Genomic DNA, 25,089 nt, shown 5'->3' with positions numbered 1-25,089 from the left:
TATTTCATTCTAGTTGAAATTTTACTGTGCGTTTGCGATAGACTGATTTGCCTGTTCTACAAAACCATCAAGAGCCGTTTTTACATCTTCTCCTGAAAGAACTGCCTGAAGCATAGGGAACCAGTAAGTTCTCATTTCTGCAAATCCGTCGATTGTGTTGTAGTATGTACTATAGTATTTAGTCAGACTTGCTAAGTATGTCATGTTTTCATCACCTTCATAAAGGTTGCCAAATGACTGGCGAACTGGGAATGTACCAGTCTGAACAACGTTCTTTGGTCCCCATTCAGCGTCATTACAGATGAAATCAATTAATAATTTAGAAGCTGCGATTTTGTTTTCGTCTCCATTGTCAAATACACAGAAACCATCGATCAGGTATTCTAATGCAGGATCTACTCCTTCTGGAGTTGGGAATGGAAGGAATACTGGTTCGAATTCCATTTTTGCCTTGTTGTTGTTGTAAACGCCTGGGGAGAAAAGGATTGCATTTGAAGAACGTCCTGAAACGAATTCTTCGATAGAAGCTGTTCCATCCTGAGCGCTACCATTTAACATGTAACCATCTTTAACATTATCAACGATCATCTGAAGAGCTTCTACTGCTGCATCGCTGTTGATTGTGTATTCAGTCAGATCATCATTTGTGATTGGAGTTCCTGACAGGTTTGCTAACATTGCACGTGTTCCCTGGTCTCCACCCTGTGATACACAGAACATAACTGCGCCATTTGCTCCTTTTTCTTTAAGAGCTTTGATTAATGCCTGATACTGATCTACTGTCCATGATCTGTCACCTTCTAAGTTGATCATATCAAGTAATCCGAATTCTTCTAACTGTGTTTTGTTGAATGCCATTAAGAATGGTGCTGAAGAAATTGGGTACATCCACGCATTGTCACCTACGTAACAAGCATTGATGAGTTTTTCGTTGTCAACATCAGCAACAAACTCTTCAGTGAACATATCGTCTAAATCAGCCAGAACGCCATCTTTACCATACTGGATGATACGGCCAGGAGCATCGAATAATACGTCACATACAGTTCCACCCTGGATAGCATTTGTTACTTTTTCAGGACCTGAAGCGAAATCGATCATTTCGATATTGACTTTGATGTTTGGATATTTTTCATTGAATGCTTCGATGATTCCCTGTTCATATTTACCAGCTGTTTCATCCACTGCTGCAAAGTTAGGATAGTTCCACCATGTGATTTCAGCTTCCAAATCGGTATCGTCTTCTTTTACTTCCTCTTTTGCTGTCTCTTCTTTTCCTGCATCTTCTTTTGTGTCAGCCGCGTCCTTAGTACCGCATCCAGCTAACATACCTGCTGTCATAGCCATGACAAGCATAAGTGATAGTGCTCTCTTCTTCATTAATACATCCTCCTTGTGATAGTTAATTTAGTCTATTGATTGCAGTTTCCTGCGCAATCACATCGTTATGTCGTCTGCTACAATTCCCCCAGAGAGACGGTACTTATTAAATCTTTTTAACCATTCAGGACTAAATCCTTCCTGGGCACTCACTACTTATCCTGAATTGCCGCAACAAATCTTTTTGTGATATCCATTGGTCTTGTTATGGCCGTTCCTACAACTGCAGCTAAAACCCCAGCCCCCATAGCTGCTTTCAGTTGTTCAGGAGTCCAGATTCCGCCTTCTGCGATAACCGGCTTTTTCGTATCTTCAACTAATTTCTTCATCAATTCAATGTTTGGCAGTTCCACACCTTTGGTGTATTCTGTATATCCATTCATTGTTGTTCCGATCAGATCGAAACCTATTTCAGCCGCATGCATTCCCTCTTCATAATCTGAACAGTCTGCCATGAACAGCTGGTCTGGATATTTTGCTCTTACTTCTTTAAAGAAGTCATCCAGATTTTCTCCGTTAGGCCTTTCTCTTCTGGTACTGTCGATTGCGATTATATCAACACCGCATTCAACCAATGCATCTACTTCCTTCATTGTTGGCGTAATGTAGACATTGCAATCGCCGTAAACCTCTTTTATGATACCTATAATTGGTATATCGACCACTTTCTTGATTTCAGTAATATCTTCCACCGTATTTGCCCTGATGCCAACGGCTCCTCCAAGATAAGCGGCGTAAGCCATTCTTGACATGATGTACGAGCTGTGTAAAGGTTCTTCTTTTAATGCCTGGCATGACACTATGAGTCCGCCCTTAATTTTATCTAATACTGGAGAATTCATATCTTCTTCACCTCCTATTTTATTTTCATCAAGTATCTCTTGCTGTTGAAAACAGAATAACATAAAAGAAAAATCTTTTCAAGTGTTTTTGGAAAAAATTTTTATTTTTTTGTCGTTTATTCTATTTGATTTGTAGGTTTTTTTCTATTTAACGAACTTTTCTATATAATTTGTGACATTTCGAGCACACTCATGATCCTTTCGCTCCTCTTTGCGTTATTTTTTCGGAAAATATTTTTTTTATTATTGCATCTTTGCCAATATAGTGTTATCATACCCATATAAAAGTAACTACTCTGCACGAAAACATGCAGCCGACAAACCTGTATCCGTTTTCGTCCGGTTAGTTATCCTTGTTAAATAGGAAGAATCCACATAGCAATAGGCGGAATTCCCCCAAAAAAGAAAAGAGAGGTTTTATTATGTCAAAGTATGATGTATCACGTTTCAGAAATGTAACCGTAGCTCTTAACACTCCTTTTGATCAGAATGGAGAACTTGATCTCGCAGCTACAAAGAAAGTTGTTCGTTATTTCTGCAATAAGGGCGTTAAAAGTCTTTATGTATGTGGAAGTACTGGAGAAGGCTTCCTCCTTGACAATGATGAAAGAAAGAAAGTTGTTGAAACTGTTATGGAAGAAGTAGGAAACGAAATGAACATAATCGTTCACGTTGGTACTCCTTCAACAAAACATGCCTGCGAACTGGCAAAACATGCTGAAGAAGCAGGAGCACACGCAACATCAGCTGTTCCATGCGTATACTACCGTTTAGGAGAAGAAAGCGTTTTCCAGCACTGGACTGAAATCACAAAAGCTGCTGATCTTCCTTTCTTCATTTATAACATCCCGCAGCTGACAGGATTCAATCTTTCCATGAACCTCTTCAACCGCATGCTTGAAAATGAAAGAGTTGCCGGCGTTAAGAATTCATCCGAACCTTGCCACGACATCCTTCGGTTCAAACAGGCTGGCGGCGAAGACTTCTTAGTATTCAACGGACCTGACGAACAGTATCTTGCTGGACGTATCATGGGCGCAGATGCAGGCATCGGCGGAACTTACGGCGCTATGCCTGAACTTTACCTGAAGATCGAAGAATTGATCAGACGCGGCGAACTCGCTAAGGCTCAGGATTTACAGAATAAAATCACACAGCTTATTTACCGCCTGATCAGCTTCCCATCCATGTATGGTGCTGTTAAATCAATCATCCGTCTTGATGGTGTAGATATCGGTGCTCCAAGGCTTCCTTTCCTTCCAGTAAGCCACGAAGATCCTGCACTTGTTGCATTATTCAACGATATCAAGAAAACAATCGAAGAAACCAAAAACTGGTAATTCCAAGCAGGGCAAACCTGGCACAAAGACATAATGCCACCGTTATGTTTCATGGACCGCTGCCAGCATGCCTTATTAACACTGCGGTCCGGATGTTTTTACATCCGGGCCGTTTACTTACCCCTTTATTCGTTCTATCCTATAATGAATAGAGGGGAAACTAATTTTTAAACAAGGAGAAGTTAAATGAAAAAAACTATTGTCTGTTTTGGGGATTCCAATACCCATGGCTATTTTGCGGAAACCGGCGCACGTTTTGAAGAAAATGAGCGCTGGACCGGAATACTTGCTGATCTGCTCGGAGACGGATACCGGATCATTGAAGAAGGATTAAGCGGAAGGACCACAGTGTTTGAGGATCCTTTGACAGAAGGGCTCTGCGGGCTTTCCTATATCACGCCATGTCTCATGAGCCACGAACCTGTGGACCTTCTTATTATAATGCTTGGCACCAATGACACAAAAGAACGCTTCAGTGCGAATGCATATTGTATCGCCGAAGGACTGCGCAGGCTGGTGAAAAAGGCAAAAACAGTTCCGGCATGGAGAAACGGCGAACCCAACATTCTCATCATGTCTCCGGTTCCTATCGATGAGCGTTATCGAACCGCCGCGTGCGGAGATCATATGGGCGATGGCTGCAGTGAAAAATCCGAAGGTCTCGCCGGTTTTTATGCTTCTGTCGCGCTTGATGAAGGCTGCCGTTTTCTTGATGCAGGCGCATCTGCAGGCGTATCGCCTCATGATTATATGCACATCGACAAAGAGGGACATGCAAAACTTGCATCAGACCTCGCAAAATTTATCCGGGGGGTAGTGGAATTATGATCATTAAAAATGCAAACGTCTTCATGGAAGACGGATCCTTCATCAAGAAGGACATCTATATAAACGGGGAAAGATTTACGGAAAACGAAAGCGGCGACGAAGCAGTTATTGATGCGGAAGGATTATATGCAATCCCGGGACTCACCGACATCCATTTTCACGGCTGTGTCGGCTATGATTTCTGCGACGGCACTCACGAAGCAACCGAAGCAATCGCCGTCTATGAAGCAGCGAACGGGATTACGAGTATGGCACCGGCTACAATGACTTTAGGCGACGAAGAGCTTACAAGGATTTTTTCAAATGCTGGCACCTATGAAAACAGGAATGGGGCTTCCCTCGTAGGAATCAACATGGAGGGGCCTTATCTGTCCTACGCAAAAAAAGGCGCTCAGAATCCTGCGTTTTTAAGAGTTTCAGACCTTGAACATTTTCACAAAATGCAGAAGCTTTCAAACGGACTGATCAAAATGGTTGCAATTGCTCCTGAAGAAGAAGGCGCAATGGACTTTATCAAAGCAGCAAAGGACGAAGTGGTCCTCTCGGTCGCGCATACGACAGCCGACTATGCAAAAGCTTCCGAGGCATTTGAAAACGGCGCTTCACACGTCACGCATCTTTACAATGCCATGCCTCCTTTCACGCACCGCGAATCAGGCGTCATAGGTGCCGCATTCGATGCACCGCATGCTCATGTAGAGCTTATCTGCGATGGCGTCCATATTTCACCACCTGTTGTACGTGCTACCTTCAAGCTCTTCGGCGATGACAGGGTAATCCTGATCAGCGACAGCATGATGGCTACCGGCATGGCAGACGGAACTTATTCTCTGGGCGGACAGGCAGTGAACGTAAAAGGCAATCTGGCTACTCTGGCGGATGGTACCATCGCCGGATCGGCCACAAACCTTTTTAAATGCATGACAATCGCTGTTTCTTTTGGCATTCCTCTGGAATCTGCTGTAAAATGCGCAGCAGTCAATCCTGCAAAAGAAATCGGAATCTACGATGAATACGGCAGCATAACGCCTGGAAAGTATGCAAATGTAGTCCTCATGGACAAAGACCTGAACCTGAAGCAGGTAGTGCTGAAAGGAAAGGCTCTGTAGCCTTGGACGTAACTGTTCAGAACCCCTGTTTCGCAAGGTGTTTTATGCTGATTTTGCATAAAAACCTGAGACATGCGTGCGCCAAATTGCTGATTTTGCAATTTGTGTGCATCCTCTTTAACTATGAAGGATGAGTCCTGAATAGTTACCCTTTGACAACAAACTCACCCCGCCGCATGGAAGACCATCTGAATGATGCGTCTCCCATGGCAGCGGGGTGTTTTTTTATATCCCTGCTATTTCTATTCTGTTTTTCTATTTATGTCTGATCATGGTCAGGTGCCTCGGAATTCCGCCTACGGTTATCGGTGCCAGATCTCCCTGTATCAGGGGCCTCACGTAATCCAGAAATTCTTCTGTCACATTTGAGCCATCCTTGGTAATCCACTCTCTCGGAACCACTTTCTCAACATTTGAAATCTTATGTACATCGTAGATTCCTGTTGAGCACTGGTAGGGATCATCGGAAACCCTGTCGATTACGACCATCTTTCCTGTATCCCCCTCATCGGCAGCCTTCACTGCTGCTCCTCCCACCTGAAAAGCTTCGTTGATATCAACCAGGGATGACAAATGTGCTGCGCTTCTCTGCAGGGTGCTGAGTTCGACCGTACGGGTCTTGCATCCGAACTTTTCACTGAGCCTGTTCGCCAGATAGTTGGCCGCACCTGTAAGCTGTTTGTGACCAAATGCATCCACATATTCTACATTTGCCGACAGCTCGCACACGTAGCGCCCGTCTGCAATCTTGATCCCTTCAGAAACGGCAGCAATGACTGATTTTTTCTTAGCCAGCTGTTTTCCAACCTTTTCAAGGAAATTATCCAGGTCAAAGATCACCTCAGGAAGATATATAAAATCCGGTCCTTCGCAGTCTTCTCCTTTTGCCAGGGCCGTCGCTCCCGTGAGCCATCCGGCATTTCGTCCCATTACCTCAATGACCGTGACAAGCCCCTTGTTATAGACAAGTCCCATGCTGTCCCTTATGACTTCTTTGGTTGCAGTCCCGATATACTTCGCTGCACTTCCATAGCCCGGTGTATGATCCGTGAGCGCCAGATCATTGTCTATGGTCTTTGGCACACCGATGAACCTCTGGGTCTGTCCTGTCACGATTGCATAATCCGAAAGCTTCTTTATCGTATCCATCGAATCGTTCCCGCCAATATAGACAAAACATTCAATATCCAGCTTGTTCAGGATCTCAAATATTTTTTCATACAACTCCTTGTCCTTATGGATATCCGGGAGTTTGTACCGGCAGGCTCCAAGAAACGCTGATGGCGTCCTCTTCAGCAGTTCGATATCCAGGTCATTTTTGATATAGTCTGATAAATCAATGTACCTTTCTTCCAAAAATCCCTGTATACCGTTCAGCATCCCATAAACTTTTGTTACTCCCCTGTCCTTTGCTGTCTTGTAGACTCCTGCAAGACTCGAATTAATAACAGCGGTAGGTCCTCCTGATTGTCCAACAATTATATTGCCTTTCATATTCGTCATCCCCCTTGTAAAGTTTGCAATTATTTTCTCTATTTTATCAAATTGTGCGATTTTTTACAAGTAAAACATGAGAATGCTCATAATTTATGACACCTGCGGATTATTGCGTACTTCGTGCCCGCACAATCCTAAAAACATTCGAAATCCGCCTTGTTCGGTCTGCTTTCTCATGTTTTAGGGTCCTAAAGTCATGTTTTTTGATGCAAGCCTGTAACACTTGGCCTTGGGACCCTGGTATCAAATCATATGACTATCATAAAAAACAGAAGATAGACCACATTGAGGCCTGTAAACATTCCAAGGTACTTTTTCCTGTCGGCTCCCCGGGTACCGCTGTATAATTTGTAGGAAATCAGGCTTGCCATTGATGCAATCAGCGTACCGAGCCCTCCAATATTCACACCCAGAAGAAGGTCTTTATAATCTGAAGTAAAATCCGAAAGCAGTATGGCCGCCGGAACATTACTGATTCCCTGGCTTATGATGAGGCCGGATATCAATACACGCCCTTCCACCATCTGTTTCAATGCATGATTCACTGCATCTATGCTTCCTATATTTTCAACAAATATAAAGAAAGCCGCAAACGTCAGAAGAAGGGAATAGTCCGCTTTCTTTATAAGATTCCTGTCCATGAAAAAAGCTGCTGCTACGACAATTGCCGTCATCACTCTGTAATCGACAAGATGAACAACGGTACCGATGCAGAGCAGGAACAGAATCACATATCCGGCAAGCCTTCGCCGTCCTTCTATGCGCCCCCTGTGCCTCTTCATTATTTTGATCGGCTCTCTTTTAACAAAAAGGATCGTTCCAGCAAGAAGTGCAAAAGCCACCAGGGTCGCCGGTGCCATCGTCTTCAGGAAGTTCCATACCGACATTTTGGAAACTGCGAAAATGTAAAGGTTCTGTGGATTTCCAATAGGTGTGAACATACTTCCGAGATTTGCCGCAAGCGTCTGGAGCACAATCACGAAAATCATTCGGTCTTCATGCCCAGCCATAGTGAGTATCATGATTGCAAAAGGCACAAAGGTAATCAGAGCCACATCATTCGTCACGAACATGCTTGTAAAAAAGCAGAGGAATACGAGTATCGATACCAGCTGCCTGAGGTTTGCGATCCCTTCAAAAAGCTTTTCCGCCAGAAATTCGAAAAGACCGACACTCTGAAACCCCGCCACCGCGACCATAAGGCAGAATAACAGTGCCAGCACCCTGAAATCAATATATCCAAGATATGCTCTGGACGGCGGAACAATCACCGCCGACACAGCTGCCAGAGCTGCTGCTATGCATAATACAGTTTCCTTCTTTACGAATTCCGCTATTTTATTTTGTATATTTTTTGTTGTATATTCATTCATAACTTATCCTACAATTCTTCCTGTTATATGATATTTAATTTACCATTCCATTTGCTGGTCTTAACTTCTTAATTCCAGCTTCCACACCAGTATTTCCAATATAAATCCCCAAAAAGCAGCTAATTATATCACCATTGCAGCATTTGTTCAACAGGATCACATAATATTATTCGTCAATTTGAATGGCTTTCGTAAGTGAGGACGTGATGCAAAACATGTTCATTCGCAGCGCGCTCTCGCTTAGATGAAGACGTAGTGGTGGCTTGAATGTTCAGGAGCCAGTGACGCGAGGTGTTTTTAGGCTGCTTTTGCATAAAAATCCGAGTTCTGCATGCGCCAAATTGCAGTTCCTGCAATTTGTGTGCATCATATGTGACTATGAAGGACGTAGTCCGGAATAGTTACCAACGTCTTCATAAAGCTGCTCATTGAATCATGTTTTGCATCACTGCTTCCTTCATACACTACAACAATTGATGCGCAAAAAACAGCGAATCTTTCCGTATTCCAGCCATTTTCGTGTTGACAAACATCATTTGTGTATTTATACTTATTCATATAATATATATGCAAAAACCGATGATTAAGAATAGTAGGTATGACGCAGTGCATTCAGAGAGCAGTAGACGGTGGAACTACAGCAGCACGAACATATTGAATGGGCTTATAAGGGCGGGAAGAACGATTTGTGCACCAGCAGAAATCCAGTAATACCTGACGGAATTTCCATCCGTTAACAATGGAACATGTATGACAAGTGCATGGCAGAGAGGGCTTAACAGGCCAATTTGGGTGGTACCGCAGAAGAGAAAGACTTTTGTCCCAGTAGAAATACTAGGATGAGAGTCTTTTTGCGCGAACAGCGAGGAGCATACATGACTTCCGAAAGGAGCCCCTTGCTTGCAAGAGGGCTCATGCAGGGAGACATGCATGCGACGAGCGTCGCGACAGCTGTGGGAAACTCGCGCAGCGGGTTTTCTACAGCTGCCGCGGGGGACTGTCTTCCAACGGCTGACAGGACCGTGAGCGCTTACTTCCGGGTAACACATTTTCTTATAGCCAAAACTATATTTTGCAAACATCAGCCAACCACACCACGAAAGGGGAACTTACAAATGAGCAAAAAAATACCACACAGAATTTACCTTACCGAGGATCAGATGCCAACACAATGGTACAATCTTCGTGCGGATATGAAAGAGCTTCCAGATCCAATGCTCAACCCGGCTACTGGAAAACCTGCGACCGTTAAGGATTTATATCCTGTTTTCTGCACAGAACTGGCAAAACAGGAAATGGACAACACGACCCGCTACATCGATATTCCTGAAGAGGTTCTTGAATTCTACAAAATGTTCCGTCCGTCACCGCTGATCAGAGCCTATAACCTGGAAAAAGCACTCGGAACTCCTGCAAAAATCTACTACAAATTCGAAGGAAACAACACATCAGGAAGCCACAAGCTCAACTCAGCAGTTGCCCAGGCCTACTATGCGAAAGAACAGGGGCTTACAAGCCTTACGACAGAAACTGGCGCTGGACAGTGGGGAACCGCACTTGCGGAAGCATGCTGCTACTACAACATCCCGCTGACTGTATACATGGTTAAATGCTCCTATGAGCAGAAGCCGTTCAGAAGGGCGATTATTGAAACTTTTGACGGGAAAATCATCCCAAGCCCAAGCAACACAACAAATGCCGGAAGAGCTATTTTAGCCGAAAATCCTGACACTTCGGGAAGCCTTGGCTGCGCCATCTCCGAGGCAGTTGAAAAAGCAGTTACAACAGAAGGCTGCAAATACGTCCTCGGTTCAGTGCTGAACCAGGTACTGCTTCATCAGTCGATCATCGGACTTGAAGCAAAGATTGCAATGGACAGCATCGGTGAATATCCGGATGTTGTGATCGGATGTGCAGGCGGCGGTTCCAACCTTGGCGGGCTCATCGCACCTTACATGCAGGACAAGCTGACCGGAAAAGCCAACCCAAGATTAGTCGCTGTAGAACCAGCTTCCTGTCCTTCACTTACTCGTGGACGCTATGCATATGATTTCTGTGACACTGGCAAAATCACCCCTCTTGCAAAAATGTATACACTTGGATGCGATTTCATGCCATCTGCTAACCATGCCGGCGGACTCAGATACCACGGAATGTCTCCAATCCTTTCAAAACTATACCATGATGGGTACATGGAAGCCGTTGCAGTAGAACAGACAAAAGTATTCGAAGCGGCTACCTTCTTCGCAAAACACGAAACCATCCTTCCTGCTCCCGAATCAGCGCATGCCATCCGCGGAGCCATCGACGAAGCATTAAAATGCAAGGAAACCGGAGAAGCCAAGACCATCCTCTTTGGTCTTACAGGAACCGGCTACTTCGATATGATGGCTTACGATGCATTCCTGAACGGAAATATGAACGACTATATCCCTACGGACGAAGAGCTGGAAAAAGCTTTTGAAAAGCTTCCTAAAATCCCTGGAATCCAGGAATAAGATAATGGCATTCGTCAGTTTTTGACAAATAGGACGTGATGCAAAACATGTTCATTCGCAGCGCGCTCTCGCTTAGATGAAGACGTAGCGGTACGTAAGGCCGCAAAATACGCGGCCTAAGTGCCGACGTCTTCATAAAGCTGCTCATTGAATCATGTTTTGCATCACTGCGTGTTGGAGGGCGAATGTGCAGCTTGAAGACACTGAATGTTGAATGAAAATGTAGGGGTACGTAAGGCCCCAGAATACGCTGTCTAATGTTAATGCCTTCATAAAACTGCTCATTAAGCCATGTTTTGCATCACTGCGTGTTGGAGGGCGAATGTGCAAATTGATGAAGTCGAACGTTACAAGAGGGTTTTTGACACAATAATCCTATAAAAAAAAGACACGCTGCATACTAGGAAGTCCTCCTGGTATGCAGCGTGTTTCTGTTTATTTATGTCTGACTACCTCAAATCTCTCCATCTCATAATGTTCTTCAGGGGATATACCAGCTTTCCGAAGCGCTATGCTCACCTGCTCCTCAGGCGTGTTCACTCCCTCCAGGTTAGGGAGGAGAAGCCCCCTGCGGCCTCCCGCAGACACGATTACTCCGTAGCGTATTATATCCAGTTCATCCAGAGATACGATCGGCTCTGATTTGCCTAGCACATCCACGCTGTAGACAAGCCAAGGCAGTTCATATTCCTCTACCGGGCTGAACCTCGGATCTTCGATTCCTGAACTTATGGCATTCTGGATGATCTCCTCTGCAATGCTCCCTGTGGTCGGGCTTGTGGTGCCTATGCATCCCCTCAGTTTTCCATGCATCTTCAGGGACACGAAAACTCCGGCTCTCTCTTCTGAAAGCCCCGGTTCCAGCCCCTCGGGCTTTCTGATTTTTCTGTGCTCCTTTATATAGGTTTCCAGAGTCTTCCTTGCAAGTCGTACATACGCATCTTCATCCGACTTCAAAGCACGAATCCGTTCTCCTTCATCCTTTTCATAAATTTCATCAAAATGACGGTCCTCATCTTTCCCGGTAACCGTAAAGGCACCTACCCCGTATCCGACTCCAAAGGGGCCCTCATAGGAAAGCAGTTCACTCTTTACTGATTTTCCATCCAGAGCACCAGCCATTATGATAAAGGATCGGAGTCCGCATTCAGCTGCCTCATCACAGAACCCCTCATCAAAGCTGAGTAGGCGCAGGAAATTTCCTGTTTCAACAATTTCACAGATCTGCCTGTCAAAGACAGGGCCAGCGGCCGTAAAACCGTATGGACCATCTTCTGCAAGCTTATGGGACAGATCGCCGCTTGCTATGAGCACGATTTTTTTACCGTTCTCTGCTGCAATCCTGGCAATGCATTTTCCAAAACGGTAATGGGTAACCGGAGACAGGCCTGAAAGGGATATCCTCACCAGCTTGTATCCGCTGTAATGCTTATTTACAAAATGGAGCGGCACCATAGTTGCATGATCAAGGGCTTTCTTCTTCTCCCCCATAGTGCCGGCTTCTATTCCTTCACGCTCTGCAAGGGCCGTCAGGCTGTTTACGAAATCCGTATCGTAGTCGGCTTCAAAACGTTCCCCTGGCGCTCCGAAATCTCCAAAATCTCCCGAAGCATGTTTTCCAGGAGAAATATGGATATAATCTGAGTACATGATCGAATGGGGAGTGGTTATGATAATCGTATCAGGCTTGATTTCTGCAATTCTCCTGCCCACTTCATCGTAGGCATCAATTGTCTTCTGAATCTTTTTTTCCTGTCCTCTTCCGACCCCCGGTATGATCAGCGGCGGATGAGGAACTAAAAATGCATGCACCAGCGACATTAAAACATCTCCTTCCTGTCAGTGGTAAACCACAGAAAAAGCAATCATGATCTGCCCTGTAAAATAACACATTGCAACAAGATTTCGAAACAGGGGGGCCGGTCTGAAAAACTTCCACAGACCCAGCGATATATCCGACAGAAGAAAAAGAACTGCCCCTGTAAAAAACAGGCCTGCCGAAATTTCCGCCCCCTCCATGCTATACCAATAAAAACCCGCCCTGACTGCCATAAAAATGAGCAATACTGTATAGACCGAAAGGGGCAGTTCCATCCTTCCAAAACTCAACTTCAGAAGGGATTTTGCAACAACCACGGCAGCAATCAATGCCGCAGCAATTATGAATTCCCAGGCCCTAAACCCTCCCCTGCCCGCCAGGGCAGCAATATAGAGAATTTGTGCTGTTCCAAAGCTCATGATGCCATTCAGAAACTTTTTCTCATGTTCGTTGATAAAGATCAGGTAATAATCGCCGATCAGAGAACATAACAGCCCTGCAAATACAAGCAGGGAAAACGTATCTCCGCCCTGGCTGACTATTCCCCACATTCCTACCGCACAGAATGCTGCAGACAAAGCCAGCTTGGATCCGCCTGCCTTTATCAGCCCTTCCCTTTCTTCCCTGATGATATAAATGGGAAGAAGAAATGCCAGGTAGACCAGCATTACCGCCGCAGTTAAAATCATTTTTCCGTTCATAATTTCAGCCCCCATTTATGGTGTGAGCGGATTCACCGCTTCAACTACCTGCTTCTGCCTGTCTGAACCCAGGCTTCAGTACATGAATTCTGCGTTTCACAAGACTTATAAAAGGACTTGATTCTGACTTCATTCTATCACACCATCCAATGCATGACAACTCGCTTTATCAGCCCCTAAACTCAAACTTGAATGGCTGATGTTATCCTTTACAAAGGGTTCTATTTGTGTCAAAATAAAGAAAATTCGCATGATAACAGTCGCGAAAATCCTTAGGAGGTACTCACATATGTCAACACAAAATCAGACCATCGGTTATCTTCCCGATGAGCGTCCACCATTTATCGAATTGCTTCTTTTTGCCCTTCAGCAGATTGTAGTTATGTTCCCTGCAACTGTCCTGGTTGCCTTAATAACAGGTTTCCACGTATCCACAACAATCTTCGCCAGCGGCCTTTCCACTCTGGCCTTCTTGCTGGTAACCGGAAGAAAAATCCCATTGTACTATGGCTCCAGCTTTTCCTACATAGCGGCGATCGCCTCTATCATGAGTGCAGACGCATTCGCTGCCTACAGCCTGAACGACAAGATTTCAACGGCTCAGTTCGGTATCGTTATGTCCGGTTTTGTTTCTATTCTGGCCGGCATGATTATCAAACGCTGTGGCAAGGACACCATTGAAAAAGTTCTTCCGCCTACTGTAACGGGAAGCATCGCCATTATTATCGGTCTTTCTCTTTCCGCCAATGCGCTTTCAAATGCATCGGCAGTTCCTTCCAATACGCCGGAAGCCCTTACTTCTGTTGCCGTAGATATGGCATGGGTCGTAGCTGTCATCACACTGCTTTCAACCATACTATACTCGGTCTATCTGAAAGGGAAATTAAGCCAGCTGCCCATACTGTTCGGTCTTTTCACCGGCTATATTGCGGCTGCCATAATTGGTGCTATTACCGGAGTTCCTTTCATGAATTTCAATACCATCGATACAGGCAGCATCGTAAGCATCCCTGTTTTTACCTTCCCTAAGCCTTCCTTTGCGGCTGTTGCAGCAATCATGCCAATCGCAATTGCTACAATACCTGAATCTACGGCGCATATTTTCCAGTTGGATATATACGTAAATGATCTGGCAAGAAAAAAAGGTTCCAAAAAAACATATGACCTGGATGGAAAATTAGGCATAAACCTGATTGGCGATGGCATCGGCGATATCGTTTCTGGTCTGATCGGCGGACCTGCCGGAACAAACTACGGCGAGAATATCAGCGCCATGGCGATATCAAAAATCTTTTCCGTTTCAGTTCTCATGACTGCGGCCATCATCACAATGATCATCTCCTGCTTTACGCCGCTGATCAACCTTGTATATTCAATCCCGACTGCTGTAATCGGAGGGCTTTCCATCTACCTCTTCGGTATCATTGCAGCCCAGGGTATTGCTATCATGATGGATAGAAAAATCGACATGTTCGATGCTAAAAATCTTGCTGTAATAGCAGTTATCCTTATTTTAGGACTTGGCGGAAGCTTCAATTTCGAAGGCGGAATGATCCCTATGTTTGGCAGGGAATTTCCAGCCATTGCAACAGCTGCCCTTGTTGGAATCGTACTTAACCTGATTCTTTCAACGAACCTGGGACGGAAAACTTCCTAGACTGCCTGGCACCATTTCTGTGCATCGCATAGCATGTTACTGGTCACAGAGTGAACAGTAACATGCTATTATTTCTGACAATAACCATTTTCACACTTTAGTTGCAGTTAATTCATTCCTATGTTACAATTAGCACATAAAACAAATCAACAGCATCGTTATTCTTTGCGGCTGGTTTATGTACTGATCATGATTAACTTGTAGTTTGTAAGACTTACTTCTATGAAAGGTAGTGATTATTATGCCAGAAATACCTCCTAACAATACCTCGTGGAAACGCGGACTACGTCTCAACCAGAAACGTCATTTAGAAATGACCGAAGAGGAAAAGGCCAATGTTGCAACCTGCCGTGGCCTCAGAGCTGGCCATCCATGCAAGAATCCGATTTTCTACTGCACGGAATGCGGCAATTATGGCTGCGACCAGGAGGTCGTGGACAAATGCCCTGATCAGGGATTCAAAAATGACAAATGCCTAAACTGTGGTGCCCAGGGTACCAGAATACCGGTCATGGAAGATCAGCTTGCCGATTATATTGCGGCATGGGAAAAAGCGCAGGAATAATGCAGCACAACATTCAGCCGGTATGGCTGGACAGCTGCAATATGTAATCTATAAGAAATCCCCCACATTTGCCTTCAAAAAGCAAATGTGGGGGATTTCCTGTTTCTTTTCTGATCCATGAAGTTTGGGTAACTATTCAGGACTATTTCCTTCATAGTCAAAGCTTCATTTACTTGCCTTACTGCTGGCTCGCCTTGAAATATCTCAGTCTCAGGGCATTCGATACCACGAATACAGAACTCAGGCTCATTGCCGCTGCTCCGAACATGGGACTCAGCTTAATTCCAAAAGGCAGGTAGAACAATCCGGCTGCAAGAGGGATTCCGAGAATGTTGTAGAAAAATGCCCAGAAAAGGTTCTGGCGGATATTCCTTATGGTAGCCCTGCTCAGCCGGATTGCCGTTACCGCATCCAGAAGATCGCTTTTGATCAGCACCACATCAGCCGACTCGATTGCCACATCAGTACCTGCTCCTATTGCTATTCCCACATCCGCTCTTACGAGAGCCGGTGCGTCATTGATTCCATCTCCGACCATGGCGGCCTTCCCGCCCTTTTCCTGGATCCTTCGTACTTCTCTTTCCTTATCCTCCGGAAGCACTTCAGCTGCGACTCCGTCCAGATCAAGCTGCTTTCCAATGGCTTCAGCTGTTTTTATATTGTCTCCTGTAAGCATGACTACTTTAAGGCCCAGGGCTTTCATTTCCCTTACTGCAGATGCGCTGGAAGGCTTGATGACATCTGCCGCAGCGATCATTCCGATAATCTGGCCCTCGCAGGCAAAATAAAGGGGCGTCTTTCCTTCCCGAGCAAGCCTGTCAGCTGCGGCTTCCCAGGATTCCGCATTCTTCGCGCTGTTTTCCGGCATTATACTCAGATCCGCATGCTGCTCCTTCATGAGGGCTGCATTTCCCGCTGTATATTTTTTTCCGTCAATATAGGCTGAAATCCCCTTGCCCGGTATCCCTTCGAATCGTTCTGCATTTTTCAGGACCAGTCCCATTTCCTCAGCCTTAAGTGCGACAGCTTCTGAAAGAGGGTGTTCTGACGGCTTCTCAATGGATGCCGCAATAGTCATAAACTCTTCCAGTCCCATTCCGCCGGCTGTCAGAATATCCGTAACCTCAGGCTTTCCACTTGTAATGGTGCCGGTCTTGTCCAGAATGATAGTGTCCACTTCATGTAGTATTTCAAGGGCTTCCGCCGATTTGATCAGGATGCCGTTCTGAGCTCCTTTTCCTGTTGCCGCCATGATGGCTACCGGCGTTGCCAGACCCAGGGCACAGGGACAGGAAATGACCAGTACTGCGATCCCCGTTGAGAGGGCAAATTCAAAGGTCTGCCCGGCAATCATCCAGGCCGCTGCGGATATCAATGCGATTGCCATAACAACAGGCACGAATATGGCGCTGATTTTGTCAGCAAGCTTTGCAATCGGAGCCTTTGACGATCCCGCTTCCTCTACCAGCTGGATAATACGGGCGAAAGCGGTATCCTCACCAACCTTTTCGGTCCTGAATTTAAAGTATCCTGATTTATTCATGGTGGCAGCCACTACCCTGTCGCCTTCATGCTTCTCCACCGGGATGCTTTCCCCTGTAAGGGCTGACTGGTCGACGGTGGAGCTTCCTTCGATTATGATTCCGTCGACGGGAATGCTCTGTCCCGGCCTGACCACCACGATATCGCCTATCCTGACATCTTCGACGGGAATTTCGACTTCTACTGGAATCTGACAGTCAGAACCTGCTTCTCCATTGCCGGAAATCCCGCATGCCATAACTTTCCCCCCGGCTTCGCCGGTCCTCAGTACGACTGCCGTCTTTGGTGCAAGGTCTATCAGTTTTGAAATAGCTTCCGAAGTCTTTCCTTTTGATTTCGCTTCCAGGTATTTCCCGAAGGTAACCAGGGTAAGTATCATCGCAGCTGACTCAAAATACAGATCCATTCTGTACATCCCGACCATTTCAAGATCCCCATGGCCAAGTCCGGTGCCGATTCTGAAAATCGCAAAAATCCCATAAACCATAGCGGCTCCCGAACCAATGGCAATCAGGGAATCCATATTCGGCAGCCTGTGGGCAAGCGCCTTGAAGCCGTTCCTGTAATATTTCCGGTTTACATAGACGATGGGAAGCGTAAGCAGAAACTGAAGGAATGCGAATGTCAGGGCATTTTCGCTGCCCATGAGCCACTCCGGATGGGGCAGGCCCAGCATATGCCCCATGGAGACGTAGAGCAGCGGAATCAGGAACAAAAATGAGACCCTGATCCTGACCTTCATTTCCTCAAGCTCCTCCTTCACCTTGTCCTTTTTCTCCGTTTTGTCTGTCTTGTCTGCTTCTTTTACAAATACGGAAGCCCCATAGCCTGCAGCTTCGACCGCCTTGATAATCGTACTGCTGTCTATTTCATTTTCCCTGTAATCCACCGTCATGGAGTTTGAAAGCAGGTTGACGTTTACTTCTTCAATACCATTCAGCTTTTTTACGGCCTTTTCCACATTGGCCGAGCAGGATGCACATGTCATACCCACTACATTGAATTTCTGGTGCATAAGATCACTCCTTTTAGATACCCCCTGGGGGTGTATATTTAGAGAGTACACCCTGATGATGATTTTGTCAAGGTCTCCAATTACGCATTGGTGAATAATATAACAAGACTTTGGCTTCAACCGTGACTTAATCACTTGACAAAACAGCCCCCGTTCTTTATGTTTACAGTATATGATTCACATTCACGCCTTTCATGCAGGGTTTGCTTCTGTATGAAGTATTGGCAGCAGAAAATCAGAAAAGGAGTTGCTATCTATGAAAAAATATATACTAATCCCCCTTGCCGCAGCCATGATCTTATCCATCACTGCATGCACGGGAAACAGCAAAGAAAACAGCACTGAAACGAAGGAAATCATCGCTTCTTCAGAAGAAACTGCCGAAGGCACCGGGGAGAATGGCTCCTCGTCCGATGACAGCGATACCGCTGCCGGACTGACTGGCGAATTCAAGTCTTTCACGGCTGAAGACCTGGATGGGAATACGGTGACCCAGGACATCCTCACAGGATATGATCTGACTATCATGAACGTATGGGGAACCTTCTGCTCTCCATGCATCCGCGAGATGCCATACCTCGGGGAACTTTCAACGGAATATGCAGACAAGGGCGTGCAGATCATCGGGGTTGTCATCGATGCCCGCAACCGGGACGGCAGTTTCTCCCCGTCAATCCTGGCAGAAGCAGATGATATTATAGGCAAAACAGGAGCCGATTATCTTCATCTCCTTCCATCCGATGATCTCATGGATATCCACCTCAATACGGTTACAAGCATACCTTATACAATCTTCATTGATAAAAATGGAAGCATTATCGACACTGTCATAGGCTCCATGGAAAAAGACCAGTGGATAGAAGCCATTGATGCAGTTCTTGAAGAGGTGAAATAGAATGGTGAAGCAGAAAAGCACAGCTTCCCTGCTTCTGATGATTCTCGGCGTCGCCATGATGGCAGCCGGAATATACCGCGGCGAGCTTATGGTCCTCCTTAACAAGGCGACCCGCATATGTCTGGAGTGTGTTGGAATTGGCTGAAAAAAGAAAAAGAACGTTATTTCATAAGTTTATTCAGAACCGGCGGCTGTGGGTACAGACAGCTTTCACTGCTCTCAGCAACGGGTACCTCATCGGCTTCCTGGAAGGCAAAATCTATACGGGAAATCTGAAATCCGCCTGTTTTCCGGGGCTCAACTGCTACTCCTGCCCTGGGGCCCTCGGCTCCTGTCCGGTAGGCGCCCTTCAGGCATCCCTGAATAACAGGGGAAGCAAGCTCTCCTTCTACATAATCGGGTTCCTTCTGGCTATAGGAGCCTTTTTGGGCAGGTTCGTATGCGGATGGCTCTGCCCCTTCGGCCTTTTTCAGGACCTGCTGCATAAGATACCCTTTATAAAAAAAATCCGCAAACTTCCGGGAGACCGATACCTCAGACTGGTCAAATACTTCATTCTGGCCGTTTTTGTAATCCTGCTTCCCTTGTTTGCGGTAGATGCTTACGGGGCTTCCGATCCATGGTTCTGCAAATATATCTGCCCCTCGGGGACACTGATGGGGGGCTGGCCCCTTGCTATCGTCAATCCAGAAATACGCTCCGTCATTGGCTGGCTCTTTGCATGGAAAAGTATGATCCTGATTGCACTGATTATGCTTTCCGTCATCATATACCGGCCTTTCTGCAGATATCTCTGTCCGCTTGGGGCAATCTACAGCTTCTTCAACCCCATTGCCCTTTACCGCTATAAACTGGACAGTGCCAAATGCACGAAATGCAAAGTCTGCCAGTCGGCATGTCCCATGGACATTCCGGTTCACGAGAACCCAAACAGCCTCGACTGCATACGCTGCGGGAAGTGCAGATCGGCCTGCCCCCACAGTGTGATCACGTCCACCTTCAGCAAGCCTTAACAGTTACCTATTTTCCTTTTTTGCTGCCGCGTTTCTGATAGTCCCTCTCGATTTCCTCTTTCCAGCTGGCATCGAGCCTGTTTCCAGATCGAAAGCTCGCTACCGTGCTGCTGAGTACCTTAAAGTTCAGGCTTACGCCTTCCTCATCAGCATGGTAATCGACTGCCATATCCCTGTCGATTCCGAACCGGTCAGCGGTGGCAGCCGCATCAATATTAGCCCCCATGAAAATAAATTCCCAGCCGTATTTCGTCTTCTGGTTTTCAATCATGCTTCTGATTTTTTCATAAGAAAATTCGCGGCTTGCATTTTCCATCCCGTCAGTAGTGATCACAAACAGGACCCTTTCCGCACGTTCTTCAGCACCTGTATGCTTCTGCACATTCCCGATTTTATTGATTGTTTTTCCGATTGCATCCAGGAGCGCAGTTGTCCCCCTCACATAATATTCCTCATCGGTTATAGGTGCGATGCCCCTGAGGCTGATTCTGTCCTGGAGGAGCTCGTACCGGTCGTCGAACAGGACCGTAGTCACGATTGCCTCGCCGTCTTCTTTTTTCTGTCTCTCGAGCATGGAATTATATCCACCGATCGTATCGCTTTCGAGCCCCGCCATGGAGCCGCTCCTGTCAAGAATAAATATCAGTTCCGTCAGATCTTTCTTCATATCCATATCCCCCATTTTTCTTTTCTGATGTCCGTCGGCTGCGGTATGCATTTTTTCAGTTATGCTCCTGCAGCTTCTGTTTACACTGTTATAATAGCAGATATGTGGTTTTGAGAGGTCGCTTCGGAGGCGACATTTTATATATAAGCTGATTTTCATTTTATATGCCAAAAAGGTGCCTGGCACATCAGTACCCGACACCTTTTTGTTCACATTATATTCTCATTTTGTTCATATTTTGTTAACAGTACCAGGTACCAATGTCATTGGTACCTGGCACCCAGCAGGTCCTGGTCGAAGGCGAACAGCGCTTCGTTTATCTCGTGGATGTTGTAGTTGTTCTGGCCGATGAAATATTCGATGATCAGGTCCGATTTGCTGCAGTGGGAAAGGCTGTATCCGGCGCGCGCAAGCAGATCCTTCGTCTCGTCCAGGTTCAGTTCAAGGGCGATAGAAAGGGCGACCGCAGTAGGCTTGCTCGGCCTGTATTCCGCATCATTCCTGATTTTCGAAAACAGCTTCCTGTCGATGTTGGCTTTTTTGTAGGTCTCCACATCCGTCCTGTTCTTTTCATCGATCAGGCGGATAAGCGCCTTGGAAAAAGGTTCCTCTAGTTGTGACATGACATCCTCAAGGCTTCGCTTCTTTTTTGCGAACATGCCGTCGTAGCCGGCTGCTGTTTCCGCCACTCTGTCAGCTCCCGGATGATATTCATGGCTTGCGTATTTTTTTTCCTGGCGCACCAGCATATCCCGGATATCGTGGCCTTCGAAATAGTTTTCATCATCATACGAACCTGTTTCTTCTGATTGGGAACCGGCGGCTGAAAAACCTTCAGCCAGGGGACCGTCAGCAGAAAAATCTTCAGTCTCCTCATGGCAGCTCATGTCACGAACATCCCCTGCAGCCTCCGCAGCTGTAGACCCCGGTGCCGCAGACCAGGATGCTGACACCCCTGTCTGATTGTCTCCTGAACTTTCATCAGCCTGGTTCCTGCCCCTGTCATAAAAATGCTCTTCCACATAGCGGTCGTCAATATAGCTGCTGATGGATGCAAAAAGCTTCCCGCTCAGGACAACCGCCTTTTTATCGAAAACCACCAGATACACCATCATATCGTTGTGAAGCAGAAATTCCCCGATGCTTGAAACCGCTATCTGCAGCGCCTGGTCCTTGGGATAGCCGTAGATGCCAGAAGAAATCAGCGGAAATGCAATGGACTCGCATCCGTTTTCAGCCGCCAGTGCCAGAGAGTTCTTATAGCAGTCTGCCAAAAGACTGGCTTCATTGCGGCTTCCTCCCTGCCATACAGGGCCGGCGGTATGGATCACATATTTCGCAGGCAGCTTATAACCCTTCGTTATGACTGCCTGTCCGGTGGCGCATCCGCCTATTTTATCGCACTCAGCCTGGAGTTCCCGGGCTCCGGCCGCATGGAAAATCGCCCCGCAGACGCCTCCTCCCATCTTCAGTCCCGTATTAGCCGCATTCACGATTGCATCGGCCTTCACTTTTGTGATGTCATCCCTTATTATTTCAAATGGCATAGTCATACCCCTCTCTGTCAAAGCGGATATTCGCAATCCGCTTACGCTGCCTGCTCACAACCTTGTTTCCACTTTGCTGCATTTCTATATGTTCCCACCGTCATCACGATACGTAAAATTCCTTCCTGTCTTCGAGCCTCAGGCATCCAAGCCTTGCCATGCTGCCGCCCCGGCCGGCTCCGCAGTCCATTGCGATAAAAGATTTTCCAAAAAAGATCCGGCACCCGTCTTCGCTATTTCTTTCCCCTGGTTCAAAATAAGCCGTAATCGTGTGTCCGATTATCGCCTCCGTGCCCTCCGGCAGATTGAATGTATCCCAGTTTCCATTGGAATATGCGAGCCTTTTCCACAGAAGTTCATGGAGAAGCTCGTTATCATCCACGTAATCCCCATACAGATGCTGCCCCTCCTTCAGCTGGCCTGATGGAAAGGCATGAACCAGATAAAACTTCCTGTCTCCAGCCTTCAGCTGTGGAATACAGACAGGGCATGTTTTCAGGTATTCCAGGATTTTGGATTGTTCATCCCTGCCCAGCCTCAAATAGCTGTTCAGGGTCGTCCGTCCTCCGTTGTAGAGCCATAGTGCAGACTCTGCAGTAAGCAGGATGTCTCCCTTGCAGTCACAGCTGAAGCCCTGCCTGATTGCCTTGTACATCATGTCCTCGTGGTTGCCTATGATCAGCACTATATTGTTGCGGCTCATGATGTCCAGCAGGATTCTGATTCCGTCCTGTCCCCGGTCTATCACGTCACCTATGATGTAAAGGCTGTCAAAGCTTTTTAAATCTATCTTTTCGAGCATTTTTTCATAGAGATCGTACCTGCCATGGATATCTGAAAGTACATAATTCATATGCCCACCTCCGGAAAAGACATTGCCTGTTCCTGAATAACCAGCCGCAGTTTCTAACTGCCCTTCTTTTTCCCTTTTACATAATCCCTTGCATTCTTTCTTCCGCCGAATTCCGCAAACATCTCGGTCGTCTTTTCATTGTCAATCTGTCTTGAGCTGAGTCCCTCGTATTTTGCCTCTTTCTTCAGCTTTCTGTAGCTGGCGAGGCGCTCCTCCGTAAGTTCCCCTTCTTCTATTGCCTTTCTTACGGCGCAGCCTGGCTCGGTTTCATGGCTGCAGTCGCGGAACCTGCATTTTTCTGCCAGCTCGTCTATATCTGCGAATGTCTTGGCCAGATTTACGCTCTCCACTCCCAGTTCCCGCATTCCCGGCGTGTCGATGACGGCGCCGCCCGTTGGAAGGACCATCAGCTCACGCCTGGTGGTCGCATGCCTGCCTTTGTCATCCCTTCTGATTTCTCTGGTTTCCATGACTTCTCCGCCCATCAGCCTGTTTATGAGGGTTGATTTTCCTACTCCCGACGAGCCCATAAATGCAACGGTCCTCCCGGGAGTTATGTATTTCAGAACTGCCTTGTATCCGTCATCGGTCATTCCTGACGTTACCACCACATCAACGCCTGCTGCCGACTCCGCTATCTCCTGAAGCTTTGCCTCTAGGTCTGGGCACAAGTCTGCTTTCGTCAGAATGATGACCGGTACCGCCCCGCTGTCCCAGGCAATCGAAAGATACCTCTCCAGCCTCCTGAGGTTGAAATCCTTATTGAGAGACATGCAAAGGAAGACAGTATCGATATTTGCAGCAACCACCTGGATTTCATGGCCCGTTCCTGCAGCCTTTCTGATAAAGATGCTTTTACGCGGCAGGATCGCATGAATGATTGCATTTCCCCTGTCAGCCTCATTCCTGTCGATCATTACAAAATCGCCCACAGCCGGAAAATTCAACATTTCATCCGACGACTCATAGCGGAATCTGCCCGAAACCTCAGCAAGCAGCTCCGCATCTGCCGTGGCAGCCTTGTACATGTCTTTATACTGGGCAGTAATCCTCGCCGGATGGAGACCTTCGTATTTTTCTGCCTCTTTTAAAATGCCCTCCGTAAAGCCTAAATTCCTCATTTTTTCCCGCATAGCAGCTTCCTCTCTCCGGTCTTTAATGTAATGATTTCTGTTTCCGGCCTGATTCCTGATTCTTTCTTAAAATCATCCAGTTCTGCCTGGAGCTGATGCATCGGGATAGCAAACCGCGGCCTGATTGCAGCCACAGCACATGCAGCCTCTCCCATGTCCATGGTAAATGTTCCTCCAACCGGCAGAAATGCTATGTCCACATCAGCAATCTTTCTCATTTCCGGAATAAAGTCAGTATCTCCGGCAAAATATATTCTCATGCCATCAAGGTCCAGTACATATCCGACGCATTCGCCTCTGTGATGAAATTTTTTCGTTGAATGCCCCTCGGGGGTATTGTAGGCATCTACCGCATGTACCATGACGCCTGCTCCTATTTCAATAACATCCCCCGGCTTTACCAGCACCGCGCCTTTTTCAAGCCTGTCCGCGCAGTTCAATGAAGCGATTATTTTCGTTTCCGGACCTGTTATTCTTTTCAACGCCTCGGGCTGAAGATGATCTTTATGGAAATGCGATATCAGTACAAGATCCGCCTTCTGCTCGAACTCTTTTTCCGAAATCTTCTGGTTTTCAAAATAACCTGCATAGCCTGGATCGAAATGAATGATCCGTCCGTGGTATTTTATTTCGAACCAGGAATATTTTGAAAGCCTGGTTATTTCGACTGTATCCATATTTCAACTCACCTCCATGTCGAAAGAACATCGTAAACCTCGGCTTCGTCAATTTGCACAGTCGCCAGCTGTAGAACAGTCATACAAAACATGAATTGATGAGCAACTTTATGAAGGCGTTGGTACTTGGGTCGCGTA

21 protein-coding genes and 1 other annotated feature are annotated in these 25,089 nt (G+C 46.4%); of the genes, 9 read left to right on the top strand and 12 right to left on the bottom strand.

Annotation, left to right across the window (positions count from 1 at the left end; genetic code table 11):
* Positions 1-21: 21 nt before the first annotated feature.
* Complete coding sequence (locus BJR36_RS03220) at positions 22-1,380, bottom strand: extracellular solute-binding protein (protein ID WP_091230057.1); 1,359 nt, start codon at positions 1,378-1,380, stop codon at positions 22-24.
* 152 nt (positions 1,381-1,532) lie between these two features.
* Complete coding sequence (locus tag BJR36_RS03215) at positions 1,533-2,222, bottom strand: N-acetylmannosamine-6-phosphate 2-epimerase (RefSeq protein WP_091230054.1); 690 nt, start codon at positions 2,220-2,222, stop codon at positions 1,533-1,535.
* A gap of 422 nt (positions 2,223-2,644) precedes the next feature.
* On the opposite strand from BJR36_RS03215, the gene BJR36_RS03210 reads away from it, so the two are divergent.
* From BJR36_RS03210 to nagA, 3 genes are all read left to right on the top strand, one after another.
* On the top strand, positions 2,645-3,562 hold the full coding sequence (locus BJR36_RS03210; protein WP_091230052.1) for a dihydrodipicolinate synthase family protein: 918 nt from the start codon (positions 2,645-2,647) through the stop codon (positions 3,560-3,562).
* A gap of 186 nt (positions 3,563-3,748) precedes the next feature.
* A complete protein-coding gene (locus tag BJR36_RS03205; protein ID WP_091230049.1) occupies positions 3,749-4,390 on the top strand; it encodes an SGNH/GDSL hydrolase family protein in 642 nt (213 codons plus the stop codon).
* Positions 4,387-5,499 carry an N-acetylglucosamine-6-phosphate deacetylase gene (gene nagA, locus BJR36_RS03200; protein WP_091230046.1) on the top strand — a complete coding sequence of 371 codons (1,113 nt, stop codon included), beginning with the start codon at positions 4,387-4,389 and terminating at the stop codon, positions 5,497-5,499. The genes BJR36_RS03205 and nagA overlap by 4 nt, the downstream gene beginning before the upstream one ends.
* A gap of 255 nt (positions 5,500-5,754) precedes the next feature.
* Here the strand turns inward: nagA and BJR36_RS03195 are convergent, their stop codons facing one another.
* Together BJR36_RS03195 and BJR36_RS03190 are read right to left on the bottom strand one after the other, a co-directional pair.
* Complete coding sequence (locus BJR36_RS03195; RefSeq protein ID WP_091230042.1) at positions 5,755-6,993, bottom strand: 6-phosphofructokinase; 1,239 nt, start codon at positions 6,991-6,993, stop codon at positions 5,755-5,757.
* A 251-nt stretch (positions 6,994-7,244) separates the two neighbouring features.
* A complete protein-coding gene (locus BJR36_RS03190; RefSeq protein ID WP_091230039.1) occupies positions 7,245-8,369 on the bottom strand; it encodes an SLC13 family permease in 1,125 nt (374 codons plus the stop codon).
* 570 nt (positions 8,370-8,939) lie between these two features.
* Positions 8,940-9,197, top strand: a binding site (T-box leader).
* A 287-nt stretch (positions 9,198-9,484) separates the two neighbouring features.
* Between BJR36_RS03190 and BJR36_RS03185 the strand changes: the two genes are divergently transcribed.
* Positions 9,485-10,867, top strand: a complete 1,383-nt coding sequence (locus BJR36_RS03185) for a TrpB-like pyridoxal phosphate-dependent enzyme (RefSeq protein WP_091230035.1) — start codon at positions 9,485-9,487, stop codon at positions 10,865-10,867.
* A 435-nt stretch (positions 10,868-11,302) separates the two neighbouring features.
* Here BJR36_RS03185 and amrA read toward each other — a convergent pair whose 3' ends face one another.
* Entirely contained in the window at positions 11,303-12,688 is a 1,386-nt protein-coding gene (gene amrA, locus BJR36_RS03180; protein ID WP_091230032.1) for an AmmeMemoRadiSam system protein A, read from the bottom strand.
* Positions 12,689-12,706: 18 nt separating this feature from the next.
* The gene (locus tag BJR36_RS03175) at positions 12,707-13,387 is read right to left on the bottom strand and encodes a lysoplasmalogenase (protein ID WP_169823575.1); all 681 of its coding nucleotides are present in this window, start codon (positions 13,385-13,387) and stop codon (positions 12,707-12,709) included.
* A 289-nt stretch (positions 13,388-13,676) separates the two neighbouring features.
* Between BJR36_RS03175 and BJR36_RS03170 the strand changes: the two genes are divergently transcribed.
* Both BJR36_RS03170 and BJR36_RS03165 read left to right on the top strand, forming a co-directional pair.
* Entirely contained in the window at positions 13,677-15,044 is a 1,368-nt protein-coding gene (locus BJR36_RS03170) for a uracil-xanthine permease family protein (RefSeq protein ID WP_091230028.1), read from the top strand.
* Positions 15,045-15,285: 241 nt separating this feature from the next.
* Positions 15,286-15,609: a hypothetical protein gene (locus BJR36_RS03165; protein ID WP_091230025.1), complete on the top strand. Its 324-nt coding sequence runs from the start codon at positions 15,286-15,288 to the stop codon at positions 15,607-15,609.
* A gap of 178 nt (positions 15,610-15,787) precedes the next feature.
* Here the strand turns inward: BJR36_RS03165 and BJR36_RS03160 are convergent, their stop codons facing one another.
* The gene (locus BJR36_RS03160) at positions 15,788-18,166 is read right to left on the bottom strand and encodes a heavy metal translocating P-type ATPase (protein ID WP_091230022.1); all 2,379 of its coding nucleotides are present in this window, start codon (positions 18,164-18,166) and stop codon (positions 15,788-15,790) included.
* Positions 18,167-18,422: 256 nt separating this feature from the next.
* Between BJR36_RS03160 and BJR36_RS03155 the strand changes: the two genes are divergently transcribed.
* The 3 genes from BJR36_RS03155 to BJR36_RS03145 are packed head-to-tail and all read left to right on the top strand — an operon-like array spanning position 18,423 to position 20,074.
* Positions 18,423-19,061, top strand: coding sequence for a TlpA family protein disulfide reductase (locus BJR36_RS03155; RefSeq protein WP_242875439.1), 639 nt, complete (start codon positions 18,423-18,425; stop codon positions 19,059-19,061).
* A 1-nt stretch (position 19,062) separates the two neighbouring features.
* Entirely contained in the window at positions 19,063-19,206 is a 144-nt protein-coding gene (locus tag BJR36_RS20190; protein WP_091230018.1) for a CD1871A family CXXC motif-containing protein, read from the top strand.
* Entirely contained in the window at positions 19,190-20,074 is an 885-nt protein-coding gene (locus BJR36_RS03145; RefSeq protein ID WP_408605698.1) for a 4Fe-4S binding protein, read from the top strand. The genes BJR36_RS20190 and BJR36_RS03145 overlap by 17 nt, the downstream gene beginning before the upstream one ends.
* A 7-nt stretch (positions 20,075-20,081) precedes the next feature.
* On the opposite strand, the gene BJR36_RS03140 is transcribed toward BJR36_RS03145, so the two are convergent.
* The 5 genes from BJR36_RS03140 to BJR36_RS03115 form a co-directional block, all read right to left on the bottom strand.
* On the bottom strand, positions 20,082-20,756 hold the full coding sequence (locus BJR36_RS03140; RefSeq protein WP_330387797.1) for a vWA domain-containing protein: 675 nt from the start codon (positions 20,754-20,756) through the stop codon (positions 20,082-20,084).
* A 248-nt stretch (positions 20,757-21,004) separates the two neighbouring features.
* Positions 21,005-22,288 carry a macro domain-containing protein gene (locus BJR36_RS20620; RefSeq protein ID WP_242875437.1) on the bottom strand — a complete coding sequence of 428 codons (1,284 nt, stop codon included), beginning with the start codon at positions 22,286-22,288 and terminating at the stop codon, positions 21,005-21,007.
* Between the two features lie 103 nt (positions 22,289-22,391).
* The gene (locus tag BJR36_RS03125; RefSeq protein ID WP_091230014.1) at positions 22,392-23,141 is read right to left on the bottom strand and encodes a metallophosphoesterase; all 750 of its coding nucleotides are present in this window, start codon (positions 23,139-23,141) and stop codon (positions 22,392-22,394) included.
* Positions 23,142-23,194: 53 nt separating this feature from the next.
* Complete coding sequence (gene rsgA, locus BJR36_RS03120; RefSeq protein ID WP_091230011.1) at positions 23,195-24,274, bottom strand: ribosome small subunit-dependent GTPase A; 1,080 nt, start codon at positions 24,272-24,274, stop codon at positions 23,195-23,197.
* Positions 24,259-24,951, bottom strand: coding sequence for an MBL fold metallo-hydrolase (locus tag BJR36_RS03115; protein WP_091230008.1), 693 nt, complete (start codon positions 24,949-24,951; stop codon positions 24,259-24,261). The genes rsgA and BJR36_RS03115 overlap by 16 nt, the downstream gene beginning before the upstream one ends.
* Between the last annotated feature and the right edge of the window lie 138 nt (positions 24,952-25,089).

This window comes from Anaerobium acetethylicum (genome assembly GCF_900096945.1).
GTDB lineage: Bacteria > Bacillota > Clostridia > Lachnospirales > Lachnospiraceae > Anaerobium > Anaerobium acetethylicum.
Note: the sequence above shows the minus strand (reverse complement) of the source record. Positions and strands in the feature narration are given on the sequence as shown.